Origin of the sequence: Lentzea sp. NPDC058450, from assembly GCF_042721395.1 — a bacterium.
Lineage (GTDB): Bacteria > Actinomycetota > Actinomycetes > Mycobacteriales > Pseudonocardiaceae > Lentzea.
In genome coordinates this window covers 365,965-392,627 of record NZ_JBHXLO010000002.1, presented here as the reverse complement: position 1 = coordinate 392,627, position 26,663 = coordinate 365,965, and the positions used below count along the sequence as shown (strand labels likewise).

Here is a 26,663-nt window from a genome sequence, read left to right as displayed (position 1 = left end):
GCTGTTCAACAGGTGCGGTTCGACAATGTCGACACCTGTGACCCACGATCGCGTGACTGATCCGTCACGCTGCGCGCAGACAAGGCGTTTCAGGCCTGTTTCCGGTGGTGATGTGCGTCGTAGCTGTTCGACATTGCCGACAGGGGTCGTCTGAATTACGTTCGACGCGTGCCGGGACCCATCCAGTCGATCGAACGCGCCGCCGCCGTCCTGCGGCTGCTCGCGCGTGGCTCCGGCCATCACGGTCTCACGGAAATCGCGGACTCGCTCGGTCTCGCGCGCGGCACCGCGCACGGGATTCTCCGTACGCTGCAACGGGTCGAGTTCGTCGAGCAGGACCAGACGACCGGCCGTTACCGGCTCGGCGCGGCACTGCTGCACCTGGGAACGTCCTACCTCGACGCCAACGAACTGCGTTCTCGATCGATCAACTGGGCCGACACGCTCGCCGCGCGCTCGGGCCAGGAGGTGCGGATCGGGATGCACCACGACGGCGCCGTGCTCGTCGTGCACCACGTGTTCCGTCCTGATGACTCTGTGCAAACCCTCGGCATCGGCGCGATGCTGCCGTTGCACGCGACGGCGCTCGGCAAGGTGCTGCTCGCCTACGACCCGGACCTGTCGGCGGCCGCACGCCGGCGGGAGCTCACGTCGCTGACCCGCAGGACGATCACACGCACGCAGATGCTGGAGCGCGTGCTGACCGAGGTGCGCGGGCAGGGCTGGGCGGGCGAGGCCGAGGAGTACATGCCGGGCGAGGCGAGCATCGCCGCGCCGATCCGCATCCCCGGTGGGCTCGTGGTCGGCGCGATCGGCATCTCGGGTGCCGCCGACCGGCTGTGCGACTCGACCGGCCGTCCGCGTGCGACCCTGGTGCGGCAGGTCGTCCAGGCAGCGGACTCCGTCACCACGTCCCTCGTCGACGAGAACTGAAGGGCTCGCCGTGCAACGGTTCGTAATGGCGATCGACCAGGGCACGACGTCGACGCGCTGCATCGTGTTCGACCAGAACGCCCGCCTCGTCGCGGTCGCGCAACGCGAGCACCGGCAGTACCACCCGCGGCCCGGCTGGGTCGAGCAGGACGCCGTGGAGATCTGGCGCAACGTCGACCGGATCGTGCCGCAGGCGTTGCGGCAGGCGGGGATCACCGCCGAGCAGGTCGTCGCGATGGGCATCACGAACCAGCGCGAGACGTTCGTGTTGTGGGACCGGCACACGGGCGTCCCGATCGGCCGCGCGATCGTCTGGGAGGACATCCGGACCGAGGAACTCGTTGCACGGCTGGGAGAACAGCCCGGCATCGAGGAGGTCCGCGAACGCTGCGGCCTGCCGCTGGCGACCTACTTCTCGGCGCCCTCGCTGCGGTGGATGCTCGACAACACACCGGGGCTGCGCGCGAAGGCCGACCGCGGTGACGTCCTGTTCGGCACGATGGACACCTGGCTGATCTGGAACCTCACCGGGGGCGTCTCCGGCGGTCTGCACGTGACGGACGTGACCAACGCGTCGCGGACGATGCTGATGAACCTCTCGACGCGGCAATGGGATCCGATGCTGCTGGAGTTCTTCGGCGTGCCCGCGTCGATGCTGCCGGAAATTCGCCCCTCGACCGAGATCAGCGGCGTGACGACGCGGGTGGTGCCGGGGATCTCGATCACGGCCGCCCTCGGCGACCAGCACGCGGCGTTGTTCGGGCAGACCTGCTTCGAGAAGGGATCGATCAAGGGGACCTACGGCACCGGCGGGTTCCTGTTGATGAACACCGGCACCGAGCTGGTGCGGTCGAAGCACGGGCTGCTGACGACGATCGGCTACCAGATCGGCGGTGAGCCCGCGTACGCGCTGGAGGGCTCGATCGCGGTGGCCGGGTCGCTGGTGCAGTGGTTCCGCGACAACCTCGGGCTGATCCACAGCGCGCCGGAGATCGAGACGCTGGCGCGCACGGTCAAGGACAACGGCGGCTGCTACATCGTGCCGGCGTTCTCCGGGCTGTTCGCGCCGCACTGGCTCGCGCAGGCGCGCGGGCTCGTCGTCGGGCTCACGTCGTACATCAACAAGGGGCACCTGGCGCGGGCCGTGCTGGAGGCGACGGGCTGGCAGACGCGCGAGGTCGTGGACGCGATGAACGCCGACCTCGGGGCGCCGACACCGGTGCTGAAGGTGGACGGCGGGATGACCGCGGACCACCTGCTGATGCAGTTCATCTCGGACGTGCTGGACATCCCGGTGCAACGGCCGCTGGTGGCGGAGACGGTGTCACTGGGTGCCGCCTACGCCGCCGGGCTGGCCGCCGGGTACTGGCCGGACCTGGAGGGGCTGCGGCGCAACTGGCACCTGGCCGCGCGGTGGAACCCGGCGATGGACGCCCGGTACCGCGAGACCGAGTACGCGAACTGGAAGCGGGCCGTGGAACTCACGTTCGCGTGGGCCCGCTCCAGTCCGTCTACTTAGGAACGCTGCTTGCGGACCCAGGCGGCGACGTCGTCGGCCTCGATCGGCAACGCGTCCGACAGGATGTCGGCGCCGGTCGACGTGACGACCAGGTCGTCCTCGATGCGCACGCCGATGCCGCGCAGCTCCGGCGGCAGCGTCTCGTCGTTGGGGTGGAAGTACAGGCCCGGCTCGACGGTGAGCGCCATGCCGCGTTCGAGGATGCCCTGCTGGTAGGTCTCCTGGCGGGCGTCGGCGCAGTCGTGCACGTCGAGGCCGAGGAAGTGGCCGGTGCCGCAGACGATGTAGCGGCGGTGGTGCTGGCCCGCCGGGTCGAGCGCCTTGTCGACGCTGACCGGCAGCAGGCCCCAGTCGTGCAGGCCCTCGGCGAGCACGCGCATGGCGGTGTGGTGGAAGGCGCTGTAGTCGTTGCCCGGCCGGACCTCCGCGAGCGCGGCGACGTGCGAGCGGTGCACGAGGTCGTACACCTGGCGCTGGGGTGCGCTGAACTCGCCGCTGACCGGGAACGTGCGGGTGACGTCGGCGGTGTAGAGGGAGTTCATCTCGACGCCGGCGTCGAGCAGCAGCAGGTCGGCGTCGTTCACGCGGCCGTCGCAGCGCGTCCAGTGCAGGACCGGGGCGTGCGGGCCGGCGGCGACGATCGAGGTGTAGCCGGGGCCGTTGCCCTCGGTGCGGGCCCGGCGGTCGAACGTGCCCTGCAGCCAGCGCTCGCCGCCGCCGCGCACGGCCTGGCCGAGCTCCATGGCGACGTCGGCGAAGCCCTTGACGGACGCGTCAACGGCCTGGCGGAGCTGGTCGACCTCCCAGTCGTCCTTGATCCGGCGCAGCTCGGAGAGCGTCGTGCGGAGCTCGTCGCTGTGGCTGCCGGTGAGCGCGTCGAGCAGCGGGTCGACGCCCTGGGCCGTGAGCGTCTGCGGGTGACGGCCGCGCAGGGCGTGCGCGAGGTCCTCGAGGGGACGGGCGGTGATGCCGAGCGCGTTGCCCCACTCCTTCGGACCTGCCGCCGCGCCGATCCAGAACGGGCTGCGGTCGGCGTCGCCGAAGAAGTCGACGCTGTGGGTCTCGCTCGGGACCGGCACGAACAGCGTGGCGTCGTCGTCGGTGAGCACCAGCACGGCGCCCTCGACCTGGCATCCGGTCAGCCACACGAAGTCGCTGTCGGCGCGGAACTCGTGGAACGTGTCGTTGGACCGGACGTGCGCCCGTCCCGCCGCGAGCGCGATCCGCTTGCCGGGCAGCGCCGCCGTGAGCCTGGCGCGGTGGGCCGCCGCGGCCTCGGCCGTGCCCTTGGGCAGGTCGATCGCGCTGTCCCAGTCGCCCCAGCCGTCGCGGATGTAGGTGCGGAATCCGTCCGCGTCCACCAGTTTCGCCATGTCGCGGCGTGTCCGAGCCAATTCGAGTCCCTCCAGAGTGGTCCTTCCTGCCACCCTTCCCGCACGCGCGGGGGTCCCGCCAATCCGGATCGGGGATAGCCTCAGGCTATGGAACTGGAGATCCGGCACCTGCGGGCGATCTGCGCCATCGGCGACGCGGGCTCGTTGTCGCGCGCGGCGACCCAGCTCGGCATCTCCCAGCCGTCCCTGACCACGTTGTTGCAACGGGTGGAACGCCTGGTCGGAGGCCGTCTGTTCGACCGCGGCCGGGCCGGTGCCCTGCCTACCGCCCTCGGCGCGCAGATGTTGCAGCGGGCCCGGTTGCTGCTGGTGGAGCTGGACGCGTTCGGCTCGGACATGGTCCAACGAGACGGCCCGTCCCGTCTCGGCTCGGTGCACATGGAGTGCGTCGGCCCGTTGTACACGCGCCTGGAGCAGGTGCTGGACGACATCACGCTGGTGGTCGACCCGTCGTCCACCGGGCTGGCGCTGGCGTTGGCGAACGGTCATCTCGACGCGGCGGTGATCGCGGTGGACGAGGAGGGCGATCTCGGCCTGCCGCGCGGGGTGGCGCAACGGGTCGTGGTGCCGTGGGTGCCGGTGTTCATCGCGATTCCCGCTGGTCACCGCCTTGCTTCGCAGCCGGAGATCTCGTTGGCCGACCTGGCCGGCGAGTCGTGGGTGGGGCCTCCCGGGGCCGAGGACGGGTCGTTGACGGCGTTGCGCGCGGCCTGCCGGGCGGTGGGGTTCGTGCCGCGGATCCGGTTCGAGATGCCGAGCGGCGCGGGCCGTCAGCTGATCGCGGCGGGCAAGGCCGTGCAGCTGGTCGAGCCCACGTCGCAGGGTGGTCCGGGGGTGGCGGTGCGGCCGCTGGCGGGGGCGCCGATGCGGATGCGGCTGGTGTTCGCGTGGCGGCGGGAGCGGCTGACCTTCCGTCAGGCCAGCCGCGTGTTCGCCGAGGTGCTCGGTGCCTATGCCGACCAGGCGATGGCGAGCCCGGTGTTCCGGCCGTGGTGGGAGGAACGCGGGGCCGCCCTCACCTCAGCGGACTGAGTCGAGCCAGCTGTACCAGTCGGTGTCGTACCTGCCGCCGATCACCCTGCCCAGGTGGTCACGCGCACCCGCCCAGTCCCCTGCCCGGTAGTCCGCGAGCACCGTCGCGACGTCCTCCGGGTGCTTCTCCACCAGGTACCGCACGGCCAGATAACCCCAGTTGTAAACCCGTGTGGAGTCATGGTCGTAGGTGGTGTCGAACAGGGTGCTCAGCGCGTACGTCTTCTTCTTCGCCTCGGCCAGCGCGTCGGCGTAGACCTCGCCCCGGTAGCTGTACGACAGGTACTCGGCGAAGCCCTCGATCCACCAGACCGTCGGGGTGGTCATGTTCTCCTCGAAGTCGCCGTGCATGTCGAACCGGCCGTCGAGGTAGTGGGTGTACTCGTGGTTGAGGTTCCAGATGGCGAACGCCGGCAGCCAGTCGGCCTCGTGCGCGATGAACCTCGCCTGGTTCAGCGCCGGGTCGCCTTCGAGGTACATGCCGCCGTTGTTGGTGGAGATGTCGAACAGCACGCCCGCGTACGTCCGGTAGTCGTTGCTGGTGTTGAAAACGACGACTTCGAGTGACGTGTTGTTGTCGCCCGCCACTGGTCCTGGGTCACGCACGACGCGATGGAACGCCGCGTCCTGGTTCGCCAGCGACGTGCAGGTCTGCCGGAGCTGAGTGCGGGTGAGTTGCTGGGCGCGGATCTTCAACGACGCGCTGCACGTGTGCCGGACGGTGAGCACGCGCCGGTCGATCTGCGCGCGGAAGTCGCACGTGCCGTACCGGCGGCAGTTCGCCTTGTCGTACCAGTCGACCATCTCCGCGACACCCACCCACAGCGGGGCGAGGCGGCCGACGACGTCACCGCGCGAGGCCATGTCCGCGAGCAACGGACGCACGCGCGGCGCGATGTCGTTGTGCTGCAAGAACCTTCCCAGCTCGCGAGTCGCGTTCTGGACCAGGTACTGACGGTCCGTGCCGAAGAGGTCGAGGTGCCCCACGACGAACCGGCGCAACGCCCGCAGGATCTCGGGGTCGGCGCGCACGGCCGTGAGGAACTCCGGATAGCTGTGGCCGTAGTAGAGAAGGAGCATTCCGGCGTGCACAGCCGCGTCGTCGGAGGGGGTGTAGTTGTCGAGCACGCGCACCAACGCCCGCAGCTCGGCCGGGTAGTCGGTGGCGGCGGCGGTGTAGATGGTCGAGTCGGGGGTGTCGCCGGGGTGCAGGTTCCTGGCGACGGCGGGCGGCAGCAGTGGGCTGTTCGGTGAGGTGGGCGGAGCAGTGCGGGTGCCGACCGGCGTCGCCGCAGTCGTCGTGGCGCTCACCGCAGTCGCCGCTTCCACCGCAGTCGCCGTCTCCGCGGCCAGGGCGTGTGCCGGGACTGCCAAGCCGCCTACCAGCGCCACAACAAGCACTATCGATCTCATCGGGGTGTCCTCCGCAGGGTTCGAGGTGCCCCAGAGCGTCACATCGGCCCCGCCCGCGCGATCATCCCTTCCGCACATAGCGCGCTGCTATGGGAGCGTTCACGACAACCTTGTCAGCTTGTCTCGCTTGTCCTCTTGACCGCACAACGCGAGGCCCACGAGGGTGGGTGGCGGGCGCCTGATCCGCATGGAGAGTCGATGTCGCACGACCTTTCCCGGCGCGCCTTCCTCGCCACCAACGCCGGTCTTTTGGCGAGTGTCGCCGTGTCCCCGCCCGCGTCCGCCGGCCAGCAGAAGGCAGCCCCTCAGGTGACCGACCTCGCGCGCAACCGTCCCGTCCAGGCCTCGTCCACCGCCTACGCCGCCACGCCGCCGAAGTTCGTCACGGACGGGTTGCAGCAGGTCGGGGTGCGCGGATCCGGCTGGCGGGCGGCGAACGGCGACCCGCAGCAGGTCACCGCGGACCTGCAGGCGGTGTGCGAGGTGCAGGCGTTCGTGCTGGTCTTCGAGGCGAAGCTCGGCGACCCGACGTTCGTGCCCGTCCCGTCCTACCAGCCGCGCAACGACACCACCGGCGCCGAGATCCTCTCCGCCGCGGCGCTCTCGTTCACCATCGAGGTCAGCACGGACGGCAGGACCTGGCGCGAGGTCCACCGCACCGACGACGGCCAGGGCGCGGAAACCCGCGTGCAGCTGGAGAAACCGGTCGCCGCGCGGTACGTGCGGCTCGGCCTGAGCCGCCCGTCGAACGGCAACCCGTTGGGCCTCAACGGTTTCCAGGTCTACGGCACCGGCAGGCAGCCGACTGCGAAAGGCTGGACCGACTGGCGCAGCAGCACCAAAGCCCCAGCCCTCAAGCCCGGCCAGGACAACACGGTCGAGCTCGACAGCGGCTGGCACCTCACGATGGACGACTTCGCCGGCACCACCGACGGCACGGCGCTCGCGAAACCGGGCGTCGACACGTCGAGGTGGCTCGACGCGACCGTCCCCGGCACGGTCCTGACGTCGCTCGTCGACCAGGGCCACCTGCCCGACCCGGTCTCCGCGATGCACAACATGAAGATCCCGGAGGCGCTGTCGAGGCACTCGTGGTGGTACCGCCGCGCGTTCGACCTGCCGAAGAACCTCCGCGGCCGCAAGGTGTGGCTGGAGCTCGACGGCGTCATGCAGCACGCCGAGATCTGGCTCAACGGCACCAGGATCGGCGACGTCACCAACCCGTTCGTCCGCGGCGCGTTCGACATCACCGCGGCGCTCGAGCCCGGCGAGCAGGTCCTGGCGTTGCGGCTCAACCCGATGCGGCACCCCGGCAGCCCGACCGATAAGGGCAGCGACGGCGGCGCGTTCCCGAACTCCGGCCAGCTGTACCTCGACTCCCCCACCTACCTGTGCATCTCCGGCTGGGACTGGATGCCCGCCGTCCGCGACCGCGGCACCGGCATCTGGGACCACCTCCGCCTGCGCGCCACCGGCACCGCCACCCTGGGCGACCCGCGGGTCGTGACAACGTTGTCCCCCGACCACAGGACCGCCGGCATCGCGATCAGCGTGCCCGTTCGCAACACCGGCACCACCGCGCTGCCCGTCACGGTGCAGGCGGCGTTCGACGGCGTGAAGCTCGCCAAGGCCGTCACGCTCGAGCCCGGCACCACCGAGGTCTCGCTCGGCACGCACACGATGGTCAACCCGAAACTGTGGTGGCCCAACGGCTACGGCGACCCGACCCTGCACGACCTGACGCTCACGGTCGTCACCGACGGCGCCGAGAGCGACCGGCGCACCACCCACTTCGGCATCCGCGAGTTCACCTACGAGCACGAGGTGCCGATCGAGTTCCCGCCCGGCGGCAACGCCGTCACCCAGACCGTCGACCTCGGCCCCCAGACCGCAAGGCACGTCCGGATCCTCACCGAACGACGCGCCACCGGCTGGGGCACGTCGCTGTGGTCGCTGGAGGTCCGCAACGGCGACGCGGACCTGGCGCGCGGGCAGGAGGCCACCGCGTCGTCGCAGGACAACGAGTGGAACCCCGCGCGCAACGCCGTCGACGGCGACCCCGGCACGCGCTGGGCCTCGGAGTACCGCGACAACGAGTGGATCCAGGTCGACCTCGGCAGCACGCAGTCGTTCCACCAGGTCGTCATCTCGTGGGAGCGCGCCTACGCGTTGCGCTACAAGGTGCAGCTCTCCGACGACGGCCAGACGTGGCGTGACGCCAAGACGGTCAGCAACGCGCCGAGGCCGTTGAAGATCCGCGTGAACGGCGTGCCGATCTTCTGCCGCGGCGGCAACTGGGGCTTCGACGAACTGCTGCGCCGCATGCCCGCCGAACGCGTGGACAACGTCATCCGCCTGCACCGCGACATGAACTTCACGATGATCCGCAACTGGATCGGCAGCAGCAACCGCGACGAGTTCTTCGAAGCGTGCGACCGCCACGGAATCCTGGTGTGGAACGACTTCTGGGTCGTCGGCTACTTCCCCGACGACATCCCGAACTACCTCGAAACCGCCCTCGACACCGTCACCCGCTACCGCCACCACCCCAGCATCGTCGTGTGGTGCGGCGCGAACGAGGCCTCCCCGCCACCCAACACCGACGCGGGCCTGCGCAAGGTCGTCGCCGACCAGCACACCGACGTCCACTACCAGAGCCACTCGGCCGACGGCAGCGTCTCCGGCCACGGCCCGTACCACTGGGTGGAGCCCGCGAAGTACTTCGACCCCACCACCTACGACACCGTCAACTTCGGCTTCCACACCGAGATCGGCATGCCGACCGTCCCCGTTGCCGAGACCATGCACAACCTCGTCGGCGACGAACCTTCGTGGCCCATCGGCGACGTCTGGTACGCCCACGACTGGTGCACCAACGGCAACCAGCGCCCCCAGCTCTACCAGGCCGCCATCGACGCACGCCTCGGCGAGTCCGAGAACATGGACGAGTTCAGCCGCAAGGCCCAGTTCGTGAACTACGAGAACATGCGCGCGATGTTCGAGGCCTGGAACGCGAACCTGTGGGACGACGCCTCCGCCCTGCTGCTGTGGATGTCACACCCGGCGTGGCACTCCACGGTCTGGCAGACCTACGACTACGACATGGACGTCAACGGCACGTACTTCGGCGCGAAGAAAGCCTGCGAACCCCACCACGTCCAGGCCTCTTCGGACAGTTGGCGGGTAACGGTCCTCAACCACACCGCCGTTGCGTTGCGGGGTCGTGTCGAAGCAACGGTGTACTCGCTGACCGGCGCGATCCTGAGCACCCAGCAGGCCGACGTCGAGGTGGGCCCGTCCGCGAAGGCAGACCTGTTCACCGTCACCCCGCACACGTCCCCGTTGCACCTCGTCCGGCTGCGCCTGTTCGACGGCGACCGCCTGCTCTCCGAGAACACCTACTGGCGCTACCGGACCCCGGCGGACCTCCAGGGCCTGAACGCGCTGGGCCGCGCGAAGATCTCGACGGACATCGGCACCACCCGCCGCGACGGCGACCGCCGCACGCTGAAGGTGGAGGTGCGCAACACCGGCGAGGTCGTGGCCGCGATGACGCGGATCGGCCTGCGCGACCGGCGATCCGGCACCCGCGTGCTGCCGACGTTCTACAGCGACAACTACCTGTGGCTGCTGCCCGGTGAGACCCGTGAAGTCACGCTGTCCTGGCACAGGCGCGACCTCACGTCCGAACAGCCGCGCGTGACCGTCGAGGCCTACAACGCCTAGTCGGGCTTCTTCGGTTCCGCGAACAGCAGGTGCCGCACGTGCGCCGGTCCCTTGGCCAGGGCGCGTGCGGCCTCCTGGTTCTGCTGGTCCACGACCGTGCCGCGCTCCACGTGCTGGCGCAGGTGCTCCTGCCACGTCGCCACGGTGAAGGTCTCCAGAAACGTCTCGGGCTGCTCGGTGTCGCGGAAGAGGCCCCACATCGTGGCGCCGGTGCGGCGGCGGGCCCTGCCGACGCGTTGCATGGCGTCGATGAACGCCTCCTCGTTCTCCGGCGCCACCGGCCACTCCACCGTGACGAGCACGGGGCCGGCGTCGGTGTCGTCGATCTCCGGCGGTTCCTCCCAGTACGTCGCCGGGCTGACGTCGAGCGGGCGGTCGTGCAGCGGCAGCCAGCGGGTCGCGGCCAGGGCGAGCACGACCATCGCCACCGCGGGCACGATCATGGCGACCTTGAGGCTGTAGGCGTCCGCGATGGCGCCCCACACGACGGCGCCGAGTGCTTGGCCGCCCATCAGGATCAGCTGGTAGTAGGCCAGTGCGCGGGCCCTGGTCCAGGCCGGGAGCAGCACCTGGGCGTTGGCGTTGAACGTCGACAGCGTGGCGATCCAGCAGGCGCCGGTGAGCAGCATCGCGACGATGACCAGCGGGAAGCCGCGCGTCAGCACCGCCGTGCTGGTCGCGGCCGCGTAGACGACCGTCGCGAGCAGCACCATGGCGTTCTTGCTCATGCGCTGCAACAGCTTCGGCACCACGAACGCGCCGCCGATCGCCCCCGCGCCGACGCTGCCGAGCAGCACGCCGTACCCGCTGGCGTCGAGTTGGAGCGGCCCGCGCGCGATGGCCGGCAGCAGTGCCCACAGCCCGCTGCCGAACAGGATGAACAACGTGAGCCGCGCGAGCACCCGCCGGAACAGCGGCGAGCTCGCCACGTACCGCGCACCCGTCCGCATGGCGGTGGTGATGTGCTCGGTGCCGAGCGGCCGGTGGTCCGACGGCCGCTTCCACCGGGCGAGCACGACCAGCACGCCGAAGAAGCTCACCGTGTTGAACGCGAACGTCGCCTCCGGCCCCGCCAGCGCGATCAGCAACCCGCCGAGCGCCGGTCCGATGGCGCGGCCGACGTTCATGTTGACGCCGTTGAGCAGCGCGGCCTGCGGGATCTCCTCGCGCGACACCAGTTCCGGCTGGATGGCCTGGAACGACGGCATCGACAACGCCTGCCCGATCGCCATCAGCGCCAGCAACCCCAGCAACGTTCCCGGCGTCGCGCGGTCCGTGCCCGCCAGCAGCATGAGACCGCCCGCGCCGGCCAGCATCAGGGCCTGGCCGGAGATCAGCACCTGGCGGCGGTCGAGGATGTCGCCGAGCGCGCCGGACGGCACCACCAGCAGGAACACCGGCAGCGTCGTGGCGGTCTGGACGAGCGCGACCTGCAGTGCGCTGCCGCCGAGGTCGCCCATGAGCCACTGGGCGCCGACGGTCTGCGCCCACGTGCCGATGTTGGACGCGAACTGGGCGAGCCACAGCGCACGGAACGCGCTGCGGCGCAGGGGCGCCCACGGGGATGCAGTCACCCGCCGATCTTCACACCGGAGGGTGCCGATCGCCGAGCACGACGCCGGAGCCGAGCGGGCGCGAGGCGGGTGAGGTGAGGGTGGTCCCGCAGGCCACCGAGCCCGTCTTGCCGGTGAGCGCGGGTGGCGCGACCGGAACGCACGACATGTCCTGTGAGTTCAGGGGAATCGGTCCGAATCGCCCGATCTGTCCGTGCTTCTCGCACCCCGGTCCCCGCCTCACCTGCGGCACACCCGGCGAGCATTTCGCCTCGGTCTGCACTGAAGTCACTGCGGACGCCGCGTTTCGAAACTTTGGTCGCCGAAGTGATTTGGGTCACACGCGGAGGGCTGATCTGTCGGACACGGACGTGTGAACGCTCCGACCGGAGCCTTCCGGTTCGCGGGTTGAGAGCGTTCCCAGTTCCTGGGGAAACAAGCGTTCTCGCTGGCCGGGCCTGCCCGGAAGTGGCCCGTTTCCGGGCTCGGCGACGGATTGTGAACATTCGTCTCAACCGGGTACGTATTCGCCCGATCAGGAACGGCTTGCCCCATTCTGCTCGATACTGCGCGCAAAGCAGGCAGAGGAGAAAGGTTCCGAGCACTCGTGATCACGCCCGAGTTCTTGCTGTCGACCCGCGAGTTCGAGGTGCTGTGGCAGACGCTGCGGCTCGGCAGAATGCCGTACCCGCTCGACGTGCCCAGCGAAGGAGCGACCGAGCAGGACGTCAAAGCCTTGCAGGCCAGGACCATCGAGGGCCTGAGGCAGCGCGGCATCGCCGACGACGTGCGGCTCGAGGACCTCATGCGGTTGCTGAGCGACCACGAGGTGTCCGTGGACGCCGTGGCCGGCCTCGACCGGACCGTTCGGGCACTGGCCGCGGCCACCGACCGCGAAGGCGTGCTGGCCGTCATCGACGGGGACAACGTCGGCCTGTCCGAGATCCGGCCCACGGCGTTGGCGCGCGAGATCGTGCGCGTGCTGCCGGAAGGGGTCGCGGGGCCGGGCAGTGCGCTGTCGGTGCGGTTGGAGACGCTCCAACAGGCCGTGGCGCTGCAGGAGGCCGAGCAGGAGGAGGAGTCCGAGGACCCGTGGGGCGCGGCGGACGAGGAGCTCGACGACCGCGAGGCGTTGCTCAAGGCCGGGTTGTCCGCGCAGGACGCGAAGCAGATGGACGAGCTGGCGGCCAACCGGGTGGCGGGCGGCCAGTTCGGCGTCACGCACGGGAGGCACCGGGCGGACGTCGTCATCAACTGGTTCGACACCCACCAGGGGCGGTACCTGATGGTGCGCAGCGACGGGTGGCTCAGCCTCTCGCCGACCGACAACGACCGCATCGCGACGCGGATCGACGCCGTTCTGGCCTGAACGTGAACACGGTGCGTCGTACCGCACAACTCTGATCCAAAACGGACAACGCGGGCGTACTCTGACGAGTGCGCCCGCTTTTCGTGTCCAGTCAAACGATTCAGCCGATCCGGTGAACGTCGAACCAGCCGCGACAGAGCCTTAAGAAAGCCCTAAATCCTAGGAATTCCCCTATGTGATTTGGGTCACACCAGACGCGCATCAACAGCTGTTCCAGGCGTGTGAACAGAGATCACGGGCCCGAGTGGGCATCCCCCCGAGAGCGCTCCCACAACCTGGGCAAACGATCACGTCGTTACACGACGTTCACCTGGTCGTGGCCCGTTTCGGTGCCTGGCAACGGATTGTGAACGCGGATCTCAATTGGTAACTCGCGAGTCTCAAAGTGAGCGATACGCCAAAAGAGGCCTGATACTGCCCGCATGTACATCGTCGACCAGAAAAAGGTCGCCCCGCTTGGCGAGACCGTCAGCTCGGGTCAGGTGCAGATCGACCCGGATGCGGGCGAGGAGCTCCGCAAGCAGTTGCAGGCCCAGATCGACCAGGTGGACTCCTGGATCGAGCGCGCCAACTCGAGCATCGCCCGCCCGACCGCGCTGGGCGCGAACCCGGTCGGCGACAAGATGCGCGACAAGTTCACCCATCGCGCCGAGGGTGAGCAGTACTCGTTCGTCAGTGTGATGACCGCGTACCGCAAGGTTCTCGAGCAGACGAAGAACTCGATCGTGGAGGCGATCGGGAACTTCGAGGCGCTCGATCAGGACCAGCAGGCCGAACTGAAGAAGCACATGGGTAACAGCTGATCTCGTGGCCAGCTGATCCACTGAACCGAGAGGCGAGCCGGTCATGCCCCCCGAGACCGACCCGAGCGAGATCGAGAACGTCCCGGTCCTGACGGACCCGCAGAACTGGGCGTCGCGCTCGCACCAAGAGCTGTATGCCGCGGTGCACAACAACAACGACCCCGGTCAAGCCGGCCAGATCAGCTCCGACTGGAGCAAGTACGGCACCGAGCTCACCGAGGCCTCCCGAGTCATCAACTCGGTCATCACCTCCAGCGAGTCCAAGTGGACCGGCGGCTCCGCCGACGCCGCCCGCGCCGCGATGAAGAAGCTCGGGGACTGGGTCGACGAGACGGCCCGCACCGCCGTCGAGGTCGGCAACAAGGTCGCCGACCAGGGCCGGGTCATGGAGAACGCCCGCGCGCAGATGCCCCAGCCGGTCCAGTTCGACTGGACCAAGGCCGCCGCCGCACTCTCCCAGCCCGGCACGCCCGCGTTCGTGCTCGCCTCCGCGGACATCGCGGTCGCCAACGCCGCCTCGCGCGCCGCGCACGACCAGGCGGTCACCGTGATGACCGACATGGAGAACAACTCCCGCCAGATCGACTCGTCGACTCCGGCGTTCAAGCCGCCGTTCAACCCCAACACGGGCCAGGTCGAAGAGCCGGTCATGGCGATGCCGCAGTCCGGTGCCGCCACGTTCACCGGTGGTGCGGACGGCCTGATGCGCGCGCAGTCCGCCGTGGACGCGCCCACCGCGAACGGTGCGCAGACCGGTGCCGGTGGCGGTGGTGGCGCCGGTGGTGGTGCCACCGCGAACCAGCCCGCCGCGGCGGCATACAACCCGAGCGCTCCCGGCTACAACCCGGCCGCGGGCCCCGGTGGTGGCGCGGGTGGTGGCGCCGGTGGCGCTGCTTCCTACACCCCGCAGATGACCGGCAACACCAGCACGAACACCGCCGCGGCCTACACGCCGACGGCACCGAACTACAACCCGGCAGCCAACACGGGCAGCACCTACGCCGCGAGCAGCGGTGGCGGCAGCAGCACCTACACGCCCCAGATGGGTCCCGGCTACACGCCGCAGATGGGCCCGGGCAAGACCGGCACCAGCGGGAACAACCAGAACATCCCGAAGGTCCCGGTCGTCGGGCGCGACGTCGCGAACCCGAACTACAACCCGCAGAACCCCGGCTACACCCCGCAGGGCATCAAGGGTGGCGCAGCCCCGTACTCGCCGACGGCCCCCGGCTACACCGGGCCCGGCGGAGCGGGTGGCGGCGCTGGCGGCGCCGGCGGTGGTGGCGGCGGTGCCGGTGGCGGCGCGGGCGGCATGAAGGGCCCGATGCCGTACACCCCGCAGATGGGTGCGGGCGGCGGCGGTGGCGGCTTCGGCGGCGGCGCGGGTGGTACCGCGGGTGCCGGCGGTGGCTCGATGCAGTCCGGTGGCGCGTCGGGCGTCCAGGCCCAGGGCCGCGGCGGCATGCCGATGGGCATGGGCCCCGGTGGCGCCTCGGCGGCCGGCGGTATGGGCGCGGGTGGCGCACCGATGGGTGGCGCTCCCGGAGCCGGTGGCCGCGGCGAGGAGGACAAGGAACACCGCTCCGCCAGCTACATCATGGGCGGCGACCTGTTCGAGGTCCCCGGTGAGAACCTGCCCCCGTCGGTGATCGGCGCCGCCAAGGCCAAGAAGCAGAAGGGGACCGAATCCTCGTGATCACGCCCGAGTTCCTGCTGTCGCCGCGCGAGTTCGACGTGCTGTGGAACGACCTGCGGCTGGGCAGAGTGCCCTACCCGCTGGACGTCCCGAACGAGGGCGCGACCGAGCAGGAACGCCGTGTGCTCGTCACGAAGACGATGGACGAGCTGCGGTCCCGCGGGCTCGTGGAGAACCAGCGTCTCGAGGACTTCCTGCGGCTGCTCGCGGACCACAAGGTGTCCGTGGACGCCGTCGCCGGTCTCGACCGCACCGTGCGCGCGCTCGCCGTCTCGAACGGCGAGCGCGCCGCGCTGGCGATCATCGACGGCGACCGCGTGGGGCTGCTGGAGATCCGGGAGACCGGTATCGCCCGCGAGATCGTGAACGTGCTCCCCGACGCCGTGCCCGGTCCGGGCACGGCGGTGAACGTCCGCGTCCAGTCCCTTCAGGACGCCGTGGCGATCCAGGAGGCCGAGGGCGCGGCCGACGCCGACGACCTCTTCGGCGAGGGCGGTGTGGACGACCGCGAGGCGCTGGAACAGGCCGGTCTGTCCGCACAGGACGCCAAGCAGTTCGAGGAGCTCGCGTCGAACCGCGTCGCGGGCGGCCAGTTCGGCGTCACGCAGGACCGCCAGCGGTCCGGTGTCGTGATCAACTGGTTCGACACGCACCAGGGCCGTTACCTGATGGTCAACTCGGACGGCTGGATGAGCGTGTCTCCGACCGACAACGACCGCATCGCCACGCGCATCAACGCCGTGCTCGCGTGAACTGAATCGTGCGCACAGACGTGTAACCGATAGATCGCAAGTTGAACCGCCGCCGCCGGAGGACCGTGTGACTGCCGCGAACCCGTACCAGTGGGTCGAAGAGTACGAGGCCAAGCTGGCCGACCTGAAGCAGAAGTCGGAGAACCTGACCGAGAACTTCGCGGCGGCCGGCGCCACCGTGTCGTCGCAGGACGGCTCGGTGACCGTGACGGTCGGTCCCAACGGCGGTCTGCAGAACCTCCAGCTGGGACACCGCGCGGTCGAGCTCGGCGGGCCGCGGCTCACCGCGCTGATCCTGGAGACCGCCCGCAAGGCCCAGAAGCAGGCGGCCACGCAGGTCCTCGAGCTCTTCAAGCCGCTCGGCGAGGGCACCGAGGCCTACCAGATGGTCTCCGACTCGATCCCGGACGACGAGGTCGCCGAGGACACCAACGACCAGTACGACGAGGTCGATGACGACGACGAGCCGGAACCTGCTCCGGCTCCCGCTCCGGCGGCGTCGCGGCCCGCCGCGGCCCCGCAGCCGCCGCCCGTGCGCGGCAGGCCGCGCAGGGACGACGACGACAACGACGACAACGAGCCCTGGTAAGGAACAGCGATGACCGCGCCTGAAACTCCACTCCCGTCTCCTCCCGGGATGAACATCACCGAGGAGAACAAGCTCAAGGGCTCGCTGTTCATCGAGGCCTACGGCAGCCTGATCGACGGCATCAGCAAGGACGCCGAGAGCGAGACCGAGAAGGCGCTGGACATCACGTTCAACGCCATCGGCGCCGCCTCGGCCACGGTGATGCTCGCGATCGACCCGCTCGGCAGCATCATCGGCGCCGGCGTCGGCTGGCTGATCGAGCACGTGTCGTTCCTGCGCGACGCCCTGAACCAGCTGATGGGCAACCCGGAGGAGATCCAGGCCAACGTCGAGGCCAACAAGGCGCGTGCGGCCGAGCTGCGCGTGCTCGCGGAGGACCACAAGAGCGGCCTCGCGACGTTCGACGGCTGGACCGGTCAGTCCTCCGAGCGCTTCAAGGCGTCGATGGACAACATGAGCCACGAGCTCGACGACCTGGCCAACGCCGTCGAGTCCAAGGCCAAGATCGTCGCGATCATGGGCATGCTGGTCACGGTGCTCCGCGACATCGTCCGCGACCTGATCGCACAGCTGATCGGTTCGCTGATCGGTGGCGCGATCCTCGCGGCCGCCGCCATGATCCCGACGTTCGGCGCCTCGATCCCGATCTTCTGCGGCTTCGCGGTCGGCAAGGCCGTCGCGCTGGGCGTGAACATCGCGTCCCGCGTCGCGCGCGTCGTCGCCGCGCTCGGCCGTCAGATGAAGCGCATCGGCGACCTCGACGACATCATGAAGAAGGTCAGCAAGGGCTGGGAGCGCTTCGAGAACACCGCTGACGTCGCCGAGATCACCTACGAGGGCTACAAGGCCCAGAAGGGTGTCGACGACAAGATCGACGAGGCCATGGGCGCCCGTGGTGGCGCGGGCGGCACCGGTGGTGCTCCGACCGACGGCAAGACCGCCGCGGACGCGACCGGCACCGCGAGTGCCACGCTCGCCAACGCGCGCGTCGGCACGGTGCAGGCGGAAGGCACCGCGACACTCGCGAACGCCCGCATCGGCACCGTCCAGCAGGACGGGTACGCGCAGGCGACCCTGCCGAACGCCCCGTTGCAGGCGGCGACCGCGACCAAGAGGCTCGCCTCCGAGCCGTTGCAGCCGATGCAGGCGGTCCGGGCGCGTGACGCCATGGAGCCGTTGCAGCCCACGCACCAGCTGCGGGCGCGCGAGGCCATGGAACCGTTGCAGCCGACGATGCAGGCGCGCACCGCGATGCACGCCGCCGAGCCGGTGCAGCCGTTCCAGCGCGCAGAGGCGTTGCAGCCGACGCAGTCGTACGCCCGCGAGGCGATGCAGCCGTTGCAGCCGACGCAGCAGGCTTACCTGCGTGAGGCCGCCGAGCCGATGCAGCAGGCGTACGCGCGTGAGGCCGTGCAGGCGACGCCGGTGCAGCCGTTCCAGCGGGCCGAGGCTCTGCAGGCGCCGGTGGCGTTCTCCCGTGTGGACGCGGGTGACTCCACGATGACGTCTGGCGTGAGCATGACCGGTGGTGGTGGCGCGGTGCACGACGCGCAGCCGTTGCAGGCGCGTGAGATGTACATCAGCCCGGAGACGCCGTCCGAGCCTTTGCAGCAGCAGTCCGGTTACGAGCCGCTCGCGCGCACGCAGATGTCGCACGCCTACGACGCTCTTGAGCCGTCGCAGCCGCGTGAGGCCTATGCGCGCGTCGACGCGGAGCCCGCCTACTACGAGAGCGTGAACCCGCTCATGGGCGAGCCGCTGCAGCAGACCACCGGCTACGAAGCGGCCGGTGGGGCTGCCTCGCAGCCGTTGCGCGCGACCGAGCGTTCCACCCGGCCGACAGAGTAAGTCCCAGCCAACAGCCGGGATCCCGGATGGGATCCCGCCTCGTTCTGACGCAGTTCTGGAGAATCGCCGCTCATGGCCAAGGGGAACGTCAACCCGAATCCGTCGCCGAACCCCGGGGCGAACCCGCCCCCCACGGCACCGCCCACGAGCGGAACGAGCGGAACCGGCGGAGGCCCCAGCGGCACCAGCGGTTACTCCATGAACGACTCCTCGATGCAGGGGTTGCAGAACAAGGCGGGTGACCTGGGGTCCCGGCTGTCGAGCATCTCGGGCGGCCTGCGCGGCCTGAACTTCAGCGGCAACGCGCTCGGCCCGATCGGCCTGTTCGCGGTGCCCGCGCTGAACGCGTCCAACGAGAACGCCATCTCGCAGGCGGACAAGGGCTCGAAGGCGTTCACGGACGTCCAGTCGAACCTGAAGGCGACGCTCCAGACGTCCCAGCAGGTCGACCAGACGAACCAGACGAACATCAAGTCGATCGACTCCACCACCGACGCGAAGAACGTGCGCGGCGCCGGCAACAACGTGTCCGGCAACTTCACGCCCGGCAGCCCCACGGCCAACGGCCCGACCGCGATCAAGGGCGCCGGCACGAACACGTCCGGCAACTTCACGCCGGGGAGCCCGAACTCCGGCCCTGCGCCGACGACCAAGGGCGGCGGCAGCAACGCGACGTCCGGCGTCAAGGGCCCCGGTGGCGGTCCCGCCGCGGCGGGTCCGAACATCAAGGGCGGCGGCAGCAACGCCACGTCCGGTGTGAACACGGCCGGTGGCGCGGCCGCGAACGCCGCCCCCAACATCAAGGGCGGTGGCAGCAACGCGACGTCCGGCGTGAACACCGCCGGTGGTGGCGCGGCCGCGGCGACCCCGAACATCAAGGGCGGTGGCGGCGGGGCCAAGGGCCCGGCGCCGTTCACGCCGAGCGCGCCCGGCTACACCGGCCCCGGCAACGTCAAGGGCGGCGGCAGCAACACGACCTCCGGCGTGAAGACGCCCGGTGGTGGTGCGGCGGCGTCCACTCCGAACATCAAGGGCGGCACCGGTGCGACCGGTGGCGGTGCCAAGGGCCCCGCGCCGTTCACGCCCACCGCTCCTGGCTACACCCCGCCGGCCGGTGCCGGCGGCAAGGGCGGCGCCACGACCGGTGGCGTCAAGAGCCCCGCGGCCTTCACGCCGACCGCGCCCGGTTACACCCCACCGGCCGGTGCCGGCGCCAAGGGTGGCGCGACGACCGGCGGTACCAAGGGTCCCGCGCCGTTCACCCCGACCGCGCCCGGCAGCCCCGGCGCGACTCCGGGTGGCAACAAGGGCGGCGGCACCGGTGCGAGCACCGGTGGCGGCGCCAAGGGTCCCGCGTCCTTCACGCCGACGGCGCCCGGTTACAACGGCCCCAAGGACCCCGGCGGCGCGGCCGGCACGAAGCCGTCCACGAGTGCTCCGGGCCCGCAGAACGCCGTGACGTCGCCGTCCCGCGGCGGCGCGACGCCTCCCGCCGCACCTCCCGGCATGGCCCCGCCGATGGGCGGCGCCTCCCCCGGCGCGACCGGCGGCGAGCGCGGCGGCAGCAAGTTCGGCGCGGGTGGCGGCGCGAAGGGCGTGTTCGACGCGCCCAAGGCCCCGACGCCCGACAGCACGATCACCAAGGCGCCGCCGCAGTCGTCCCCGTCGACGCCGCCACCGGCCCCGAAGCCCACCCCGCTGTCCCCGCCGCCCGCCGGCACCACTCCGGGCGGCGCGACCCCTGGCGGCACCTCTCCGGGTGGCTCCGGTGGCGCCAAGACGCCGGCGTCGTTCACGCCGACGGCCCCTGGTTACAACGGTCCCGGCAACGTGCCCCCGGCTTCGGCGGGCTCGCAGAGCGCGGTGGCCACCCCGCCCCAGAACGCGGGCGGGCGCCCCGGCGCCACCCCGACCGCACCGCCGTCCTCCGCGGCGGCAGGCGGCATGGCCCCGCCGATGGCACCACCGGGCGGCGCGACCCCCGGCGCCGCCGGCGGCGAACGCGGCGGCAGCAAGTTCACCCCCGCCGGCGGCGGCGCGAAGGGCGTGTTCGACGCGCCCAAGCCCCCCACCCCGGACAACACCATCACCAAGGCGCCGCCGCAGTCGTCCCCGTCAACGCCGCCACCGGCCCCGAAGCCCACCCCGTTGTCCCCGCCGCCGGCCACGAACACGCCGTCCACCAACGCACCCGCCGCCACCGCGGCGTCCCCGACGACGGCACCACCGACCCAGTCGCGCCCCGGCACCCCGCCACCGGCGGCGAACGTCCCGCCGCCCGCGGCGAACACCCCGCCGCCGGCCCAGACGCGCCCGGCACCGCCGGTCAACGCGCCTTCGCCGAACCCGGCGACCAACGCGCCCTCGGTCAACACCCCCACGCCGAACCCGGCGACGAACGCGCCGTCGACGAACACGCCTTCGCCGCGCCCGGAAACGACGCCGTCCGCACAACCGCCGCGCGCCGACACCCCGCCTCCGGCCCAGACGCGTCCGGCCCCGCCCGCACCGCCGGTCAACGCGCCACCGGTCAACACGCCGCCCGTGAACACCCCGCCTGCGAACGCGCCGTCGGTGAACACGCCGTCGGTGAACACGCCCACCCCGGCGACCAACACCCCGCCAGCCAACACCCCGCCAGCCAACGCTCCCAGCGCCAACCCCGCGGTCAACACCCCGCCGGCCAACACGCCGTCGGTCAACACGCCGTCGGTCAACACGCCGTCGCCCGCACCGAACACCAACACGCCCAGCCCGAACACCAACACGCCGAGCCCGAACGTCAACACGCCTTCGCCGAATCCCGCGACGAACGCGCCCTCGACGAACGTCCCGCCGGCGAACATCCCGTCGCCGCGTCCGGACACCGCGCCGTCGGTGCAGCCGCCGCGCGCCGACGCACCGCCCGTGCAGACGCGTCCGGCGCCGCAGGTCGACGCGCCGGTCAACAGCCCCAGCACCGACGCGCCGCCCGTCCAGACGCGGCCGTCGCCCCCGCCGCCCACCGGCGCGGCGCCGAACCCGAACACCACGGCGAACCCGAACACGACGGTCAACCCCACGCCCGACCTGGTCGTGGTGCCGCCCGTGGCCGCCGGATCGAATCCCAACCCCAACGCGGAGACGGGACGTTCGTCCGACGCCGACTCGTCCACCAACGGGCAGCAGGACGCCACGACCTCCAACACCACTCCGACGGTGAAGGACCTGCTGGTGGGCGTCGACAATGTCGTCGTCTCGGTGGACAACGCGGCAGGGCTCGGCCACCAGGCCGCCGCGACGACGCTGGTGAAGGCGCTGCGCGACGGCGGCTACACGGACACGATCACCTTCGTCACCGACCCGGAGTCCGTGGCGAAGATGAACCTCCTGATCACGCCGGCCCTGCAGCCGGTCGAGGTCATCAGCGAGCCGAATCATTCCCCCGACAGCAACACGTTGCTGATGTCGGCAGGCGACGACTCGCTCAACGCGCACGACACGAAAACCGCCGCAAGCTACCTCGACAAGAACAAAGTCAACGAGGCTGTCGTCCTCAAGCCTTACGCCTGGGACAGCAGCAAGCGGCTTCTCATCAAGCGTGACGGCCCCGGCGGCGAGGTCAAGATCACCGATCTGGACCCGCACATCAGCCCGGACGCCAGGTACGTCTACGACGTACCGAAGATCACCGATCCGCAGGCACTGGCCGACCTCATCGACACGGAGATGGCCGCCAACCCCGCGAAGGCGGGCGGCATCAAGAACGTCGCCAACGCGGTGCTGGGCGGCAAGGCCGACCTGATGCCGGTCTACGGCCTCGTGGCTGTCGACCCCGTCAGCCGTCCCGGCGTGTCCAACCACCTCGCGATGGCTCTGCACTCGCTGGACCAGAAGCCCGCGATCATGATGGAGATCACCCCGTCGTCGGTCTGGTTCGTGCCGCAGGTCGAGTCGGACGGGATCCAGCGCGCGGACATCACCTCACCCGACCTGCAGGAGAAGATCGACAACCTGAAGCAGGGCGACGTCCTGGTGGTGAACACCGGGTCCATGCCCCAGGCGGTGTTCCAGCAGGTCTTCCAGCTCGGCACCCTGCCCGCGATCAACGAGGGCGCGAACTCCACGAACCTCGCGCACCTCGTCGAACGGCCGAACATCTCCGTTCTCACCAGCAAGACCCCTTATCCGAACGTCCCCGGTGCCGAGGCCGCCACCACGAACCTGAACAACGCGAGCAACGGCTTGCGAGCGGACACCGCGTGGACCGCGGCCGTCAACGCGGACCTGCAGACGAGCACCGACCCCAAGACGGGCCCGTCGGCTGCGAAGCAGGCGTTCAAGGTGACCACCGCCATCGAGACCTTCTCGGCGCTCGGTGACTACGTGGTGTCGCCGGACCGCACCCCCGGGGAGGCGGCCAGCTCCGTCTCCCAGATCTCCTCCATGCTCTCGCCCGCGCTCCACGGCAAGGGCGCGGAGGTCACGAACATCCTTTCCGGCATCCCCGAGGCCTCGGCCAAGGAGATCAGCAGCGTCATCAACGGCAACACGCCGTCGCCGAAGTTCCTCGACGACTCCCAATATCCGATCGACCTCACCAAGGCTCAGGTCGACCAGATCATCGATCTGCTCGAGTCGCGGAAGCCGGAACTCCAGCAACAGCTGGCCAACGACTTCCCGAGCAACACCCCGGGCGCTCCGGTCGATCCCGCCGATCCGGACACGGCTCGCAACGACGTTGCCGAGCTCGCTGACCTGATCAAGAACCTCTCGCAGAAGGACAGTCCCGAAAGCCAGTACTTCTCCCAGGTGTTCGAGGACGCTCGCGCACCGAAGAACGACCAGGTTCTCCAGGCGCTGACCCTGCGGCAGAACCCGCCGCCCCCACCGCCGCCTGCCCCGGCAGTGCAGACGCCGGACGTCGAGGTGCAGAGTCCGCCGCAGACGCCGGTGGAATCGAAGCCCCTGGCCCAGCAGCCCCCTGTCCAGCAGGCCCCGGCTTCGGTGGCGCCTCCCGCCGTCACGCCCCCCAGCGCCACCGTCGAGACCAACTCCGGCAGCGACGTCGAGAGCGACACCGAGTCTGACGGACCCGACATGAGCGGCGGCCTCTTCGGCGACAGCGACGTCGAATCCGACGGACCCGACATGAGTGGCGGCCTCTTCGGGTTCGAGAGCGACGTCGAGAGCGACGTCGAGACCAACACCGGCACCAACACCAACGCCGAAACCAACGCCGAAACCGACGCCGAGAGCGACGCCGAGAGCGACGTCGAGAGCGACGTCGAGAGCGACGCCGAGAGCGACAGCGAGTCCGACAACGACGCCTTCTTCGACGCTGAGTCCAACCCCGGCACCAGCAGCGACGTCGAGACCAACGCCGAGAACGACGTCGAGTCCGACGCCGAGTCTGACGGACCCGACATGAGCGGCGGCCTCTTCGGATTCGACAGCGACGTCGAAACCAACACCAACGCCGAGAGCGACGTCGAATCCGACACCGACGTCTTCTTCGACGCCGAGTCCGACCCCGGCACCCGCAGCGCGCCCCCGGCGCCCGGCACCGAGGTCAGGCCGAACACCGACACGGACACGTCCGCGAACACCGACGCGCCGTCCCAGAACACCCAGCAGACCACCGGCAACGGCCCGGCGCCGACCAGGGACGCACCGGCCACCCCGCCGCCCGCGGCCCCGCCGGCACCTCCCGCTCCCCCGGCACCGCCCGCACCGCAGTCGAACCTGAACCCCGACGGCACCCGCAAGGACGTGCCGAAGGTCGGTGCGCCTCCGGCCGCGACGCCGCCCACCCCGGAGTCGCACAAGGGCAAGGAGGTCCTGACCGACCAGTCGTGGCGCCACGACCCGGCCAAGACCGCGGAGTGGTCTAACCCGAGCAACCCGGCCGACCGCAGCACCTGGGCCGACCGCCGCAACAACACCGACGTGCGGACGGTCAACCAGACCGTCCACGACGTCCGCACGGACAGCACGCCGTCGAACATCAAGTCCTACCAAGGGCTCATCAACTACGACCTGCGGCGCATCGAGACCAGCCCCGGCAACTTCGTGCAGGAGTACACCGTCAAGGTGCACATCGATCCTGCGGCGAACATGACGCCGGAGCAGATCGCGCAGGTCAAGGAGAACGCCACCAACGGCGTGAACTCCATGCTGAACCAGGGCCACCGGCTGCCCAGCGGTGACCAGTTCCACCTGAACCTCGAGTTCACCGACAACAAGGCCGACGCGCACACCAGCGTCAAGGTCGACCCGAACACCCCCAACCCGGACCAGACGCACTGGGGCGCCGACACCAGCCCCGAGGTCCTGGCGCACGAGACGTTGCACTACCTGGGAATTCCGGACGAGTACAAGGACTCGACCCGCGTCTTCCAGCAGTACGACACGAACTCCGGCGTGCACCAGAACGACGGCGGCATGATGGGCGCCGACATCCACCTGGACGACCCCGGCATCCGGCCGCGGCACCTGTGGCTGATCGAGAACACCGCCAACAGCCAGGTCGCGGTGCCCGACACCACGATCAACCCGGCCGGTCCGGCGACCGTGCCGCCGCCCGCGGACTGGACCCCCAAGCCTGCCGCGGACACCGCGCCCGCACCGTCCACACCGGACACGAACAGCACCCCCGGCCCGGACGTGCAGACGCGGCCCATGCCGACGGACACGCCCGGCCTGCCCGGTAGCTGGGACTCCGAGGTGGACGCCGACGTCCGGCCCAACACCCAGAACCACCTGCCGAACCTGGACAAGGTCGGCCTGGTCGAGTCGGTGCTGCGCAGCGCCGCGTTCCAGAACGCGCCGGTCCCGAACGCGTCACCGATGGTCGGCACCAGCGACGTCAAGTCCACTGTGGACGCCGTGCTGAACGACGTCGCGCAGAACCCGCAGAACCACAACCACCCCGGCCTGACGCCGAACGGCCTGTCGAGCTGGGTCGCGAACCAGGTCTCCCCCGACGCGCTGGCGAAGTTCCACCCCGACCTCGAGCCGAACGTGCCCGGTCCCAACACCGGCGCCAAGCTCGACCAGTGGCGGGCGAACGTCGCGAACGACCTCGCGAACGGCTCGTCGAAGCGCTGGGACGTCGTCAGCACCGACGGCATGAAGCCGGGCGACGCCGCCGTGGTCGACCACGTGACGCAGCAGGTGAAGACGACCGGCGCGATCCCGACGCCCGCCGCCCTCGTCACCACGGGCCTGAACACGCCGTCCTGGGCCGACTCCCAGGTCGGCGCGCACCTGCCGGACACGATCGCGCAGTCGCTGGGCGTGCAGCTCGTCGTCGAGAACAACGGCGTGCAGACCACCCACGGCCCCGCGGGCGCGCCGCAGGTGCAGATCTCCTCGCAGAACGGCACGTTCGGCGCTCTCGGCGGTCCGACGCCGCAGGAGGTCCGCGCCGGCATGGAGGCCTGGCTCGGCGGCAAGTCCTCCGCCGAGGTCAACCAGACCATCGGCGACCTGTACAAGGGGCGCCAGGACAAGGGCCTCTACGACGCGGCGCAGAAGACCCAGCTGATCAAGCGCGCGGCGGCGCACCCCGGTGGCCCGCAGGTCTTCGTGAACGACCTGATGCAGCGGTCGGCGGACCTGCAGACCCGGATCGACGACGCGAAGTCCAAGGGCTCCTGGAAGCCCGAGGCGATGCAGAACCCGCAGGAGCTCGCGCAGACGGCCGCGATCAAGGACCAGGTCGCGACCCTCACCGACCTGCAGAACAACACCAACAGCCAGATCGACACCCTGAACGCCGAGGGCCCGAACCTGGGCCTGACGCACATCATCGACACCCAGGTCGCGGGTCCGAACGCGGACAACCTCGCGAGCATCCCGCCGGCCATGCTCCCCCAGCTCGACGCCCGCCTCACCCAGCAGATCGCGGCGGCGGAGAACGCCGGGTTCGACGCCCAGAGCCTCAGGGACCTGCAGACGCGGGTGCAGAACGAGGCGGACGTCCGCAAGGTGCTCTCGCACGCCTCGACGCGCGGTCTGGACGCGTTGAGCACCCAGCTGGAGGACGCCAAGGA

15 protein-coding genes (1 of these 15 running past the window's edge) are annotated in these 26,663 nt (G+C 70.3%); 11 read left to right on the top strand and 4 right to left on the bottom strand.

The features are described 5' to 3' along the window. Positions 1 to 168 precede the first annotated feature (168 nt). Positions 169 to 933: an IclR family transcriptional regulator gene (locus ACFWNN_RS05750; RefSeq protein ID WP_382438691.1), complete on the top strand. Its 765-nt coding sequence runs from the start codon at positions 169 to 171 to the stop codon at positions 931 to 933. 25 nt (positions 934 to 958) lie between these two features. Beyond that, positions 959 to 2,452, top strand: a complete 1,494-nt coding sequence (gene glpK, locus ACFWNN_RS05745; protein ID WP_382438799.1) for a glycerol kinase GlpK — start codon at positions 959 to 961, stop codon at positions 2,450 to 2,452. Here the strand turns inward: glpK and ACFWNN_RS05740 are convergent. Next, entirely contained in the window at positions 2,449 to 3,825 is a 1,377-nt protein-coding gene (locus ACFWNN_RS05740) for an aminopeptidase P family protein (protein ID WP_382438798.1), read from the bottom strand. The two genes, glpK and ACFWNN_RS05740, sit on opposite strands and share 4 nt — an antisense overlap. 108 nt (positions 3,826 to 3,933) lie before the next feature. Between ACFWNN_RS05740 and ACFWNN_RS05735 the strand changes: the two genes are divergently transcribed. Continuing rightward, positions 3,934 to 4,878 (top strand): LysR family transcriptional regulator, encoded by a 945-nt coding sequence (locus ACFWNN_RS05735; RefSeq protein WP_382438690.1) that lies wholly within the window; start codon positions 3,934 to 3,936, stop codon positions 4,876 to 4,878. Here ACFWNN_RS05735 and ACFWNN_RS05730 read toward each other — a convergent pair. Further along, positions 4,867 to 6,291, bottom strand: a complete 1,425-nt coding sequence (locus ACFWNN_RS05730) for a collagenase (protein WP_382438689.1) — start codon at positions 6,289 to 6,291, stop codon at positions 4,867 to 4,869. The genes ACFWNN_RS05735 and ACFWNN_RS05730 overlap by 12 nt on opposite strands. Positions 6,292 to 6,489: 198 nt before the next feature. Between ACFWNN_RS05730 and ACFWNN_RS05725 the strand changes: the two genes are divergently transcribed. Then, positions 6,490 to 10,017 (top strand): discoidin domain-containing protein, encoded by a 3,528-nt coding sequence (locus ACFWNN_RS05725; protein ID WP_382438688.1) that lies wholly within the window; start codon positions 6,490 to 6,492, stop codon positions 10,015 to 10,017. Here ACFWNN_RS05725 and ACFWNN_RS05720 read toward each other — a convergent pair. Beyond that, positions 10,014 to 11,591 (bottom strand): MFS transporter, encoded by a 1,578-nt coding sequence (locus ACFWNN_RS05720; RefSeq protein WP_382438687.1) that lies wholly within the window; start codon positions 11,589 to 11,591, stop codon positions 10,014 to 10,016. The two genes, ACFWNN_RS05725 and ACFWNN_RS05720, sit on opposite strands and share 4 nt — an antisense overlap. A 10-nt stretch (positions 11,592 to 11,601) precedes the next feature. Further along, positions 11,602 to 11,739, bottom strand: a complete 138-nt coding sequence (locus tag ACFWNN_RS05715; protein WP_382438686.1) for a hypothetical protein — start codon at positions 11,737 to 11,739, stop codon at positions 11,602 to 11,604. Between the two features lie 438 nt (positions 11,740 to 12,177). Between ACFWNN_RS05715 and ACFWNN_RS05710 the strand changes: the two genes are divergently transcribed. From ACFWNN_RS05710 to ACFWNN_RS05680, 7 genes are all read left to right on the top strand, one after another. After that, positions 12,178 to 12,939, top strand: coding sequence for an ESX secretion-associated protein EspG (locus ACFWNN_RS05710; RefSeq protein WP_382438685.1), 762 nt, complete (start codon positions 12,178 to 12,180; stop codon positions 12,937 to 12,939). Positions 12,940 to 13,361: 422 nt separating this feature from the next. Beyond that, positions 13,362 to 13,742 carry a hypothetical protein gene (locus ACFWNN_RS05705; protein WP_382438684.1) on the top strand — a complete coding sequence of 127 codons (381 nt, stop codon included), beginning with the start codon at positions 13,362 to 13,364 and terminating at the stop codon, positions 13,740 to 13,742. Between the two features lie 43 nt (positions 13,743 to 13,785). After that, positions 13,786 to 15,438 (top strand): PPE domain-containing protein, encoded by a 1,653-nt coding sequence (locus tag ACFWNN_RS05700; RefSeq protein WP_382438683.1) that lies wholly within the window; start codon positions 13,786 to 13,788, stop codon positions 15,436 to 15,438. Beyond that, positions 15,435 to 16,190 carry an ESX secretion-associated protein EspG gene (locus ACFWNN_RS05695; RefSeq protein WP_382438682.1) on the top strand — a complete coding sequence of 252 codons (756 nt, stop codon included), beginning with the start codon at positions 15,435 to 15,437 and terminating at the stop codon, positions 16,188 to 16,190. Before ACFWNN_RS05700 ends, ACFWNN_RS05695 begins: the two co-directional genes overlap by 4 nt. Before the next feature lie 67 nt (positions 16,191 to 16,257). Further along, complete coding sequence (locus tag ACFWNN_RS05690) at positions 16,258 to 16,779, top strand: YbaB/EbfC family nucleoid-associated protein (RefSeq protein ID WP_382438681.1); 522 nt, start codon at positions 16,258 to 16,260, stop codon at positions 16,777 to 16,779. Between the two features lie 9 nt (positions 16,780 to 16,788). After that, complete coding sequence (locus tag ACFWNN_RS05685; protein ID WP_382438680.1) at positions 16,789 to 18,627, top strand: hypothetical protein; 1,839 nt, start codon at positions 16,789 to 16,791, stop codon at positions 18,625 to 18,627. Between the two features lie 198 nt (positions 18,628 to 18,825). After that, positions 18,826 to 26,663: the 5' end (the start) of a hypothetical protein gene (locus tag ACFWNN_RS05680; protein WP_382438679.1), read on the top strand. The gene runs 22,240 nt beyond the window's last position; only the first 7,838 of its 30,078 coding nucleotides appear in the window; its start codon is at positions 18,826 to 18,828; the stop codon falls past the right edge of the window.

Excerpts from the sequence above, each read along its gene's own strand:
- ACFWNN_RS05740 (WP_382438798.1), bottom strand. The coding sequence starts at position 3,825 with ATGGCGAAACTGGTGGACGCGGACGGATTCCGCACCTACATCCGCGAC.
- ACFWNN_RS05725 (WP_382438688.1), top strand. The coding sequence starts at position 6,490 with ATGTCGCACGACCTTTCCCGGCGCGCCTTCCTCGCCACCAACGCCGGT.
- ACFWNN_RS05715 (WP_382438686.1), bottom strand. The coding sequence starts at position 11,739 with ATGTCGTGCGTTCCGGTCGCGCCACCCGCGCTCACCGGCAAGACGGGC.
- ACFWNN_RS05735 (WP_382438690.1), top strand. The coding sequence starts at position 3,934 with ATGGAACTGGAGATCCGGCACCTGCGGGCGATCTGCGCCATCGGCGAC.
- glpK (WP_382438799.1), top strand. The coding sequence starts at position 959 with ATGGCGATCGACCAGGGCACGACGTCGACGCGCTGCATCGTGTTCGAC.
- ACFWNN_RS05730 (WP_382438689.1), bottom strand. The coding sequence starts at position 6,291 with ATGAGATCGATAGTGCTTGTTGTGGCGCTGGTAGGCGGCTTGGCAGTC.
- ACFWNN_RS05685 (WP_382438680.1), top strand. The coding sequence starts at position 16,789 with ATGACCGCGCCTGAAACTCCACTCCCGTCTCCTCCCGGGATGAACATC.
- ACFWNN_RS05700 (WP_382438683.1), top strand. The coding sequence starts at position 13,786 with ATGCCCCCCGAGACCGACCCGAGCGAGATCGAGAACGTCCCGGTCCTG.
- ACFWNN_RS05705 (WP_382438684.1), top strand. The coding sequence starts at position 13,362 with ATGTACATCGTCGACCAGAAAAAGGTCGCCCCGCTTGGCGAGACCGTC.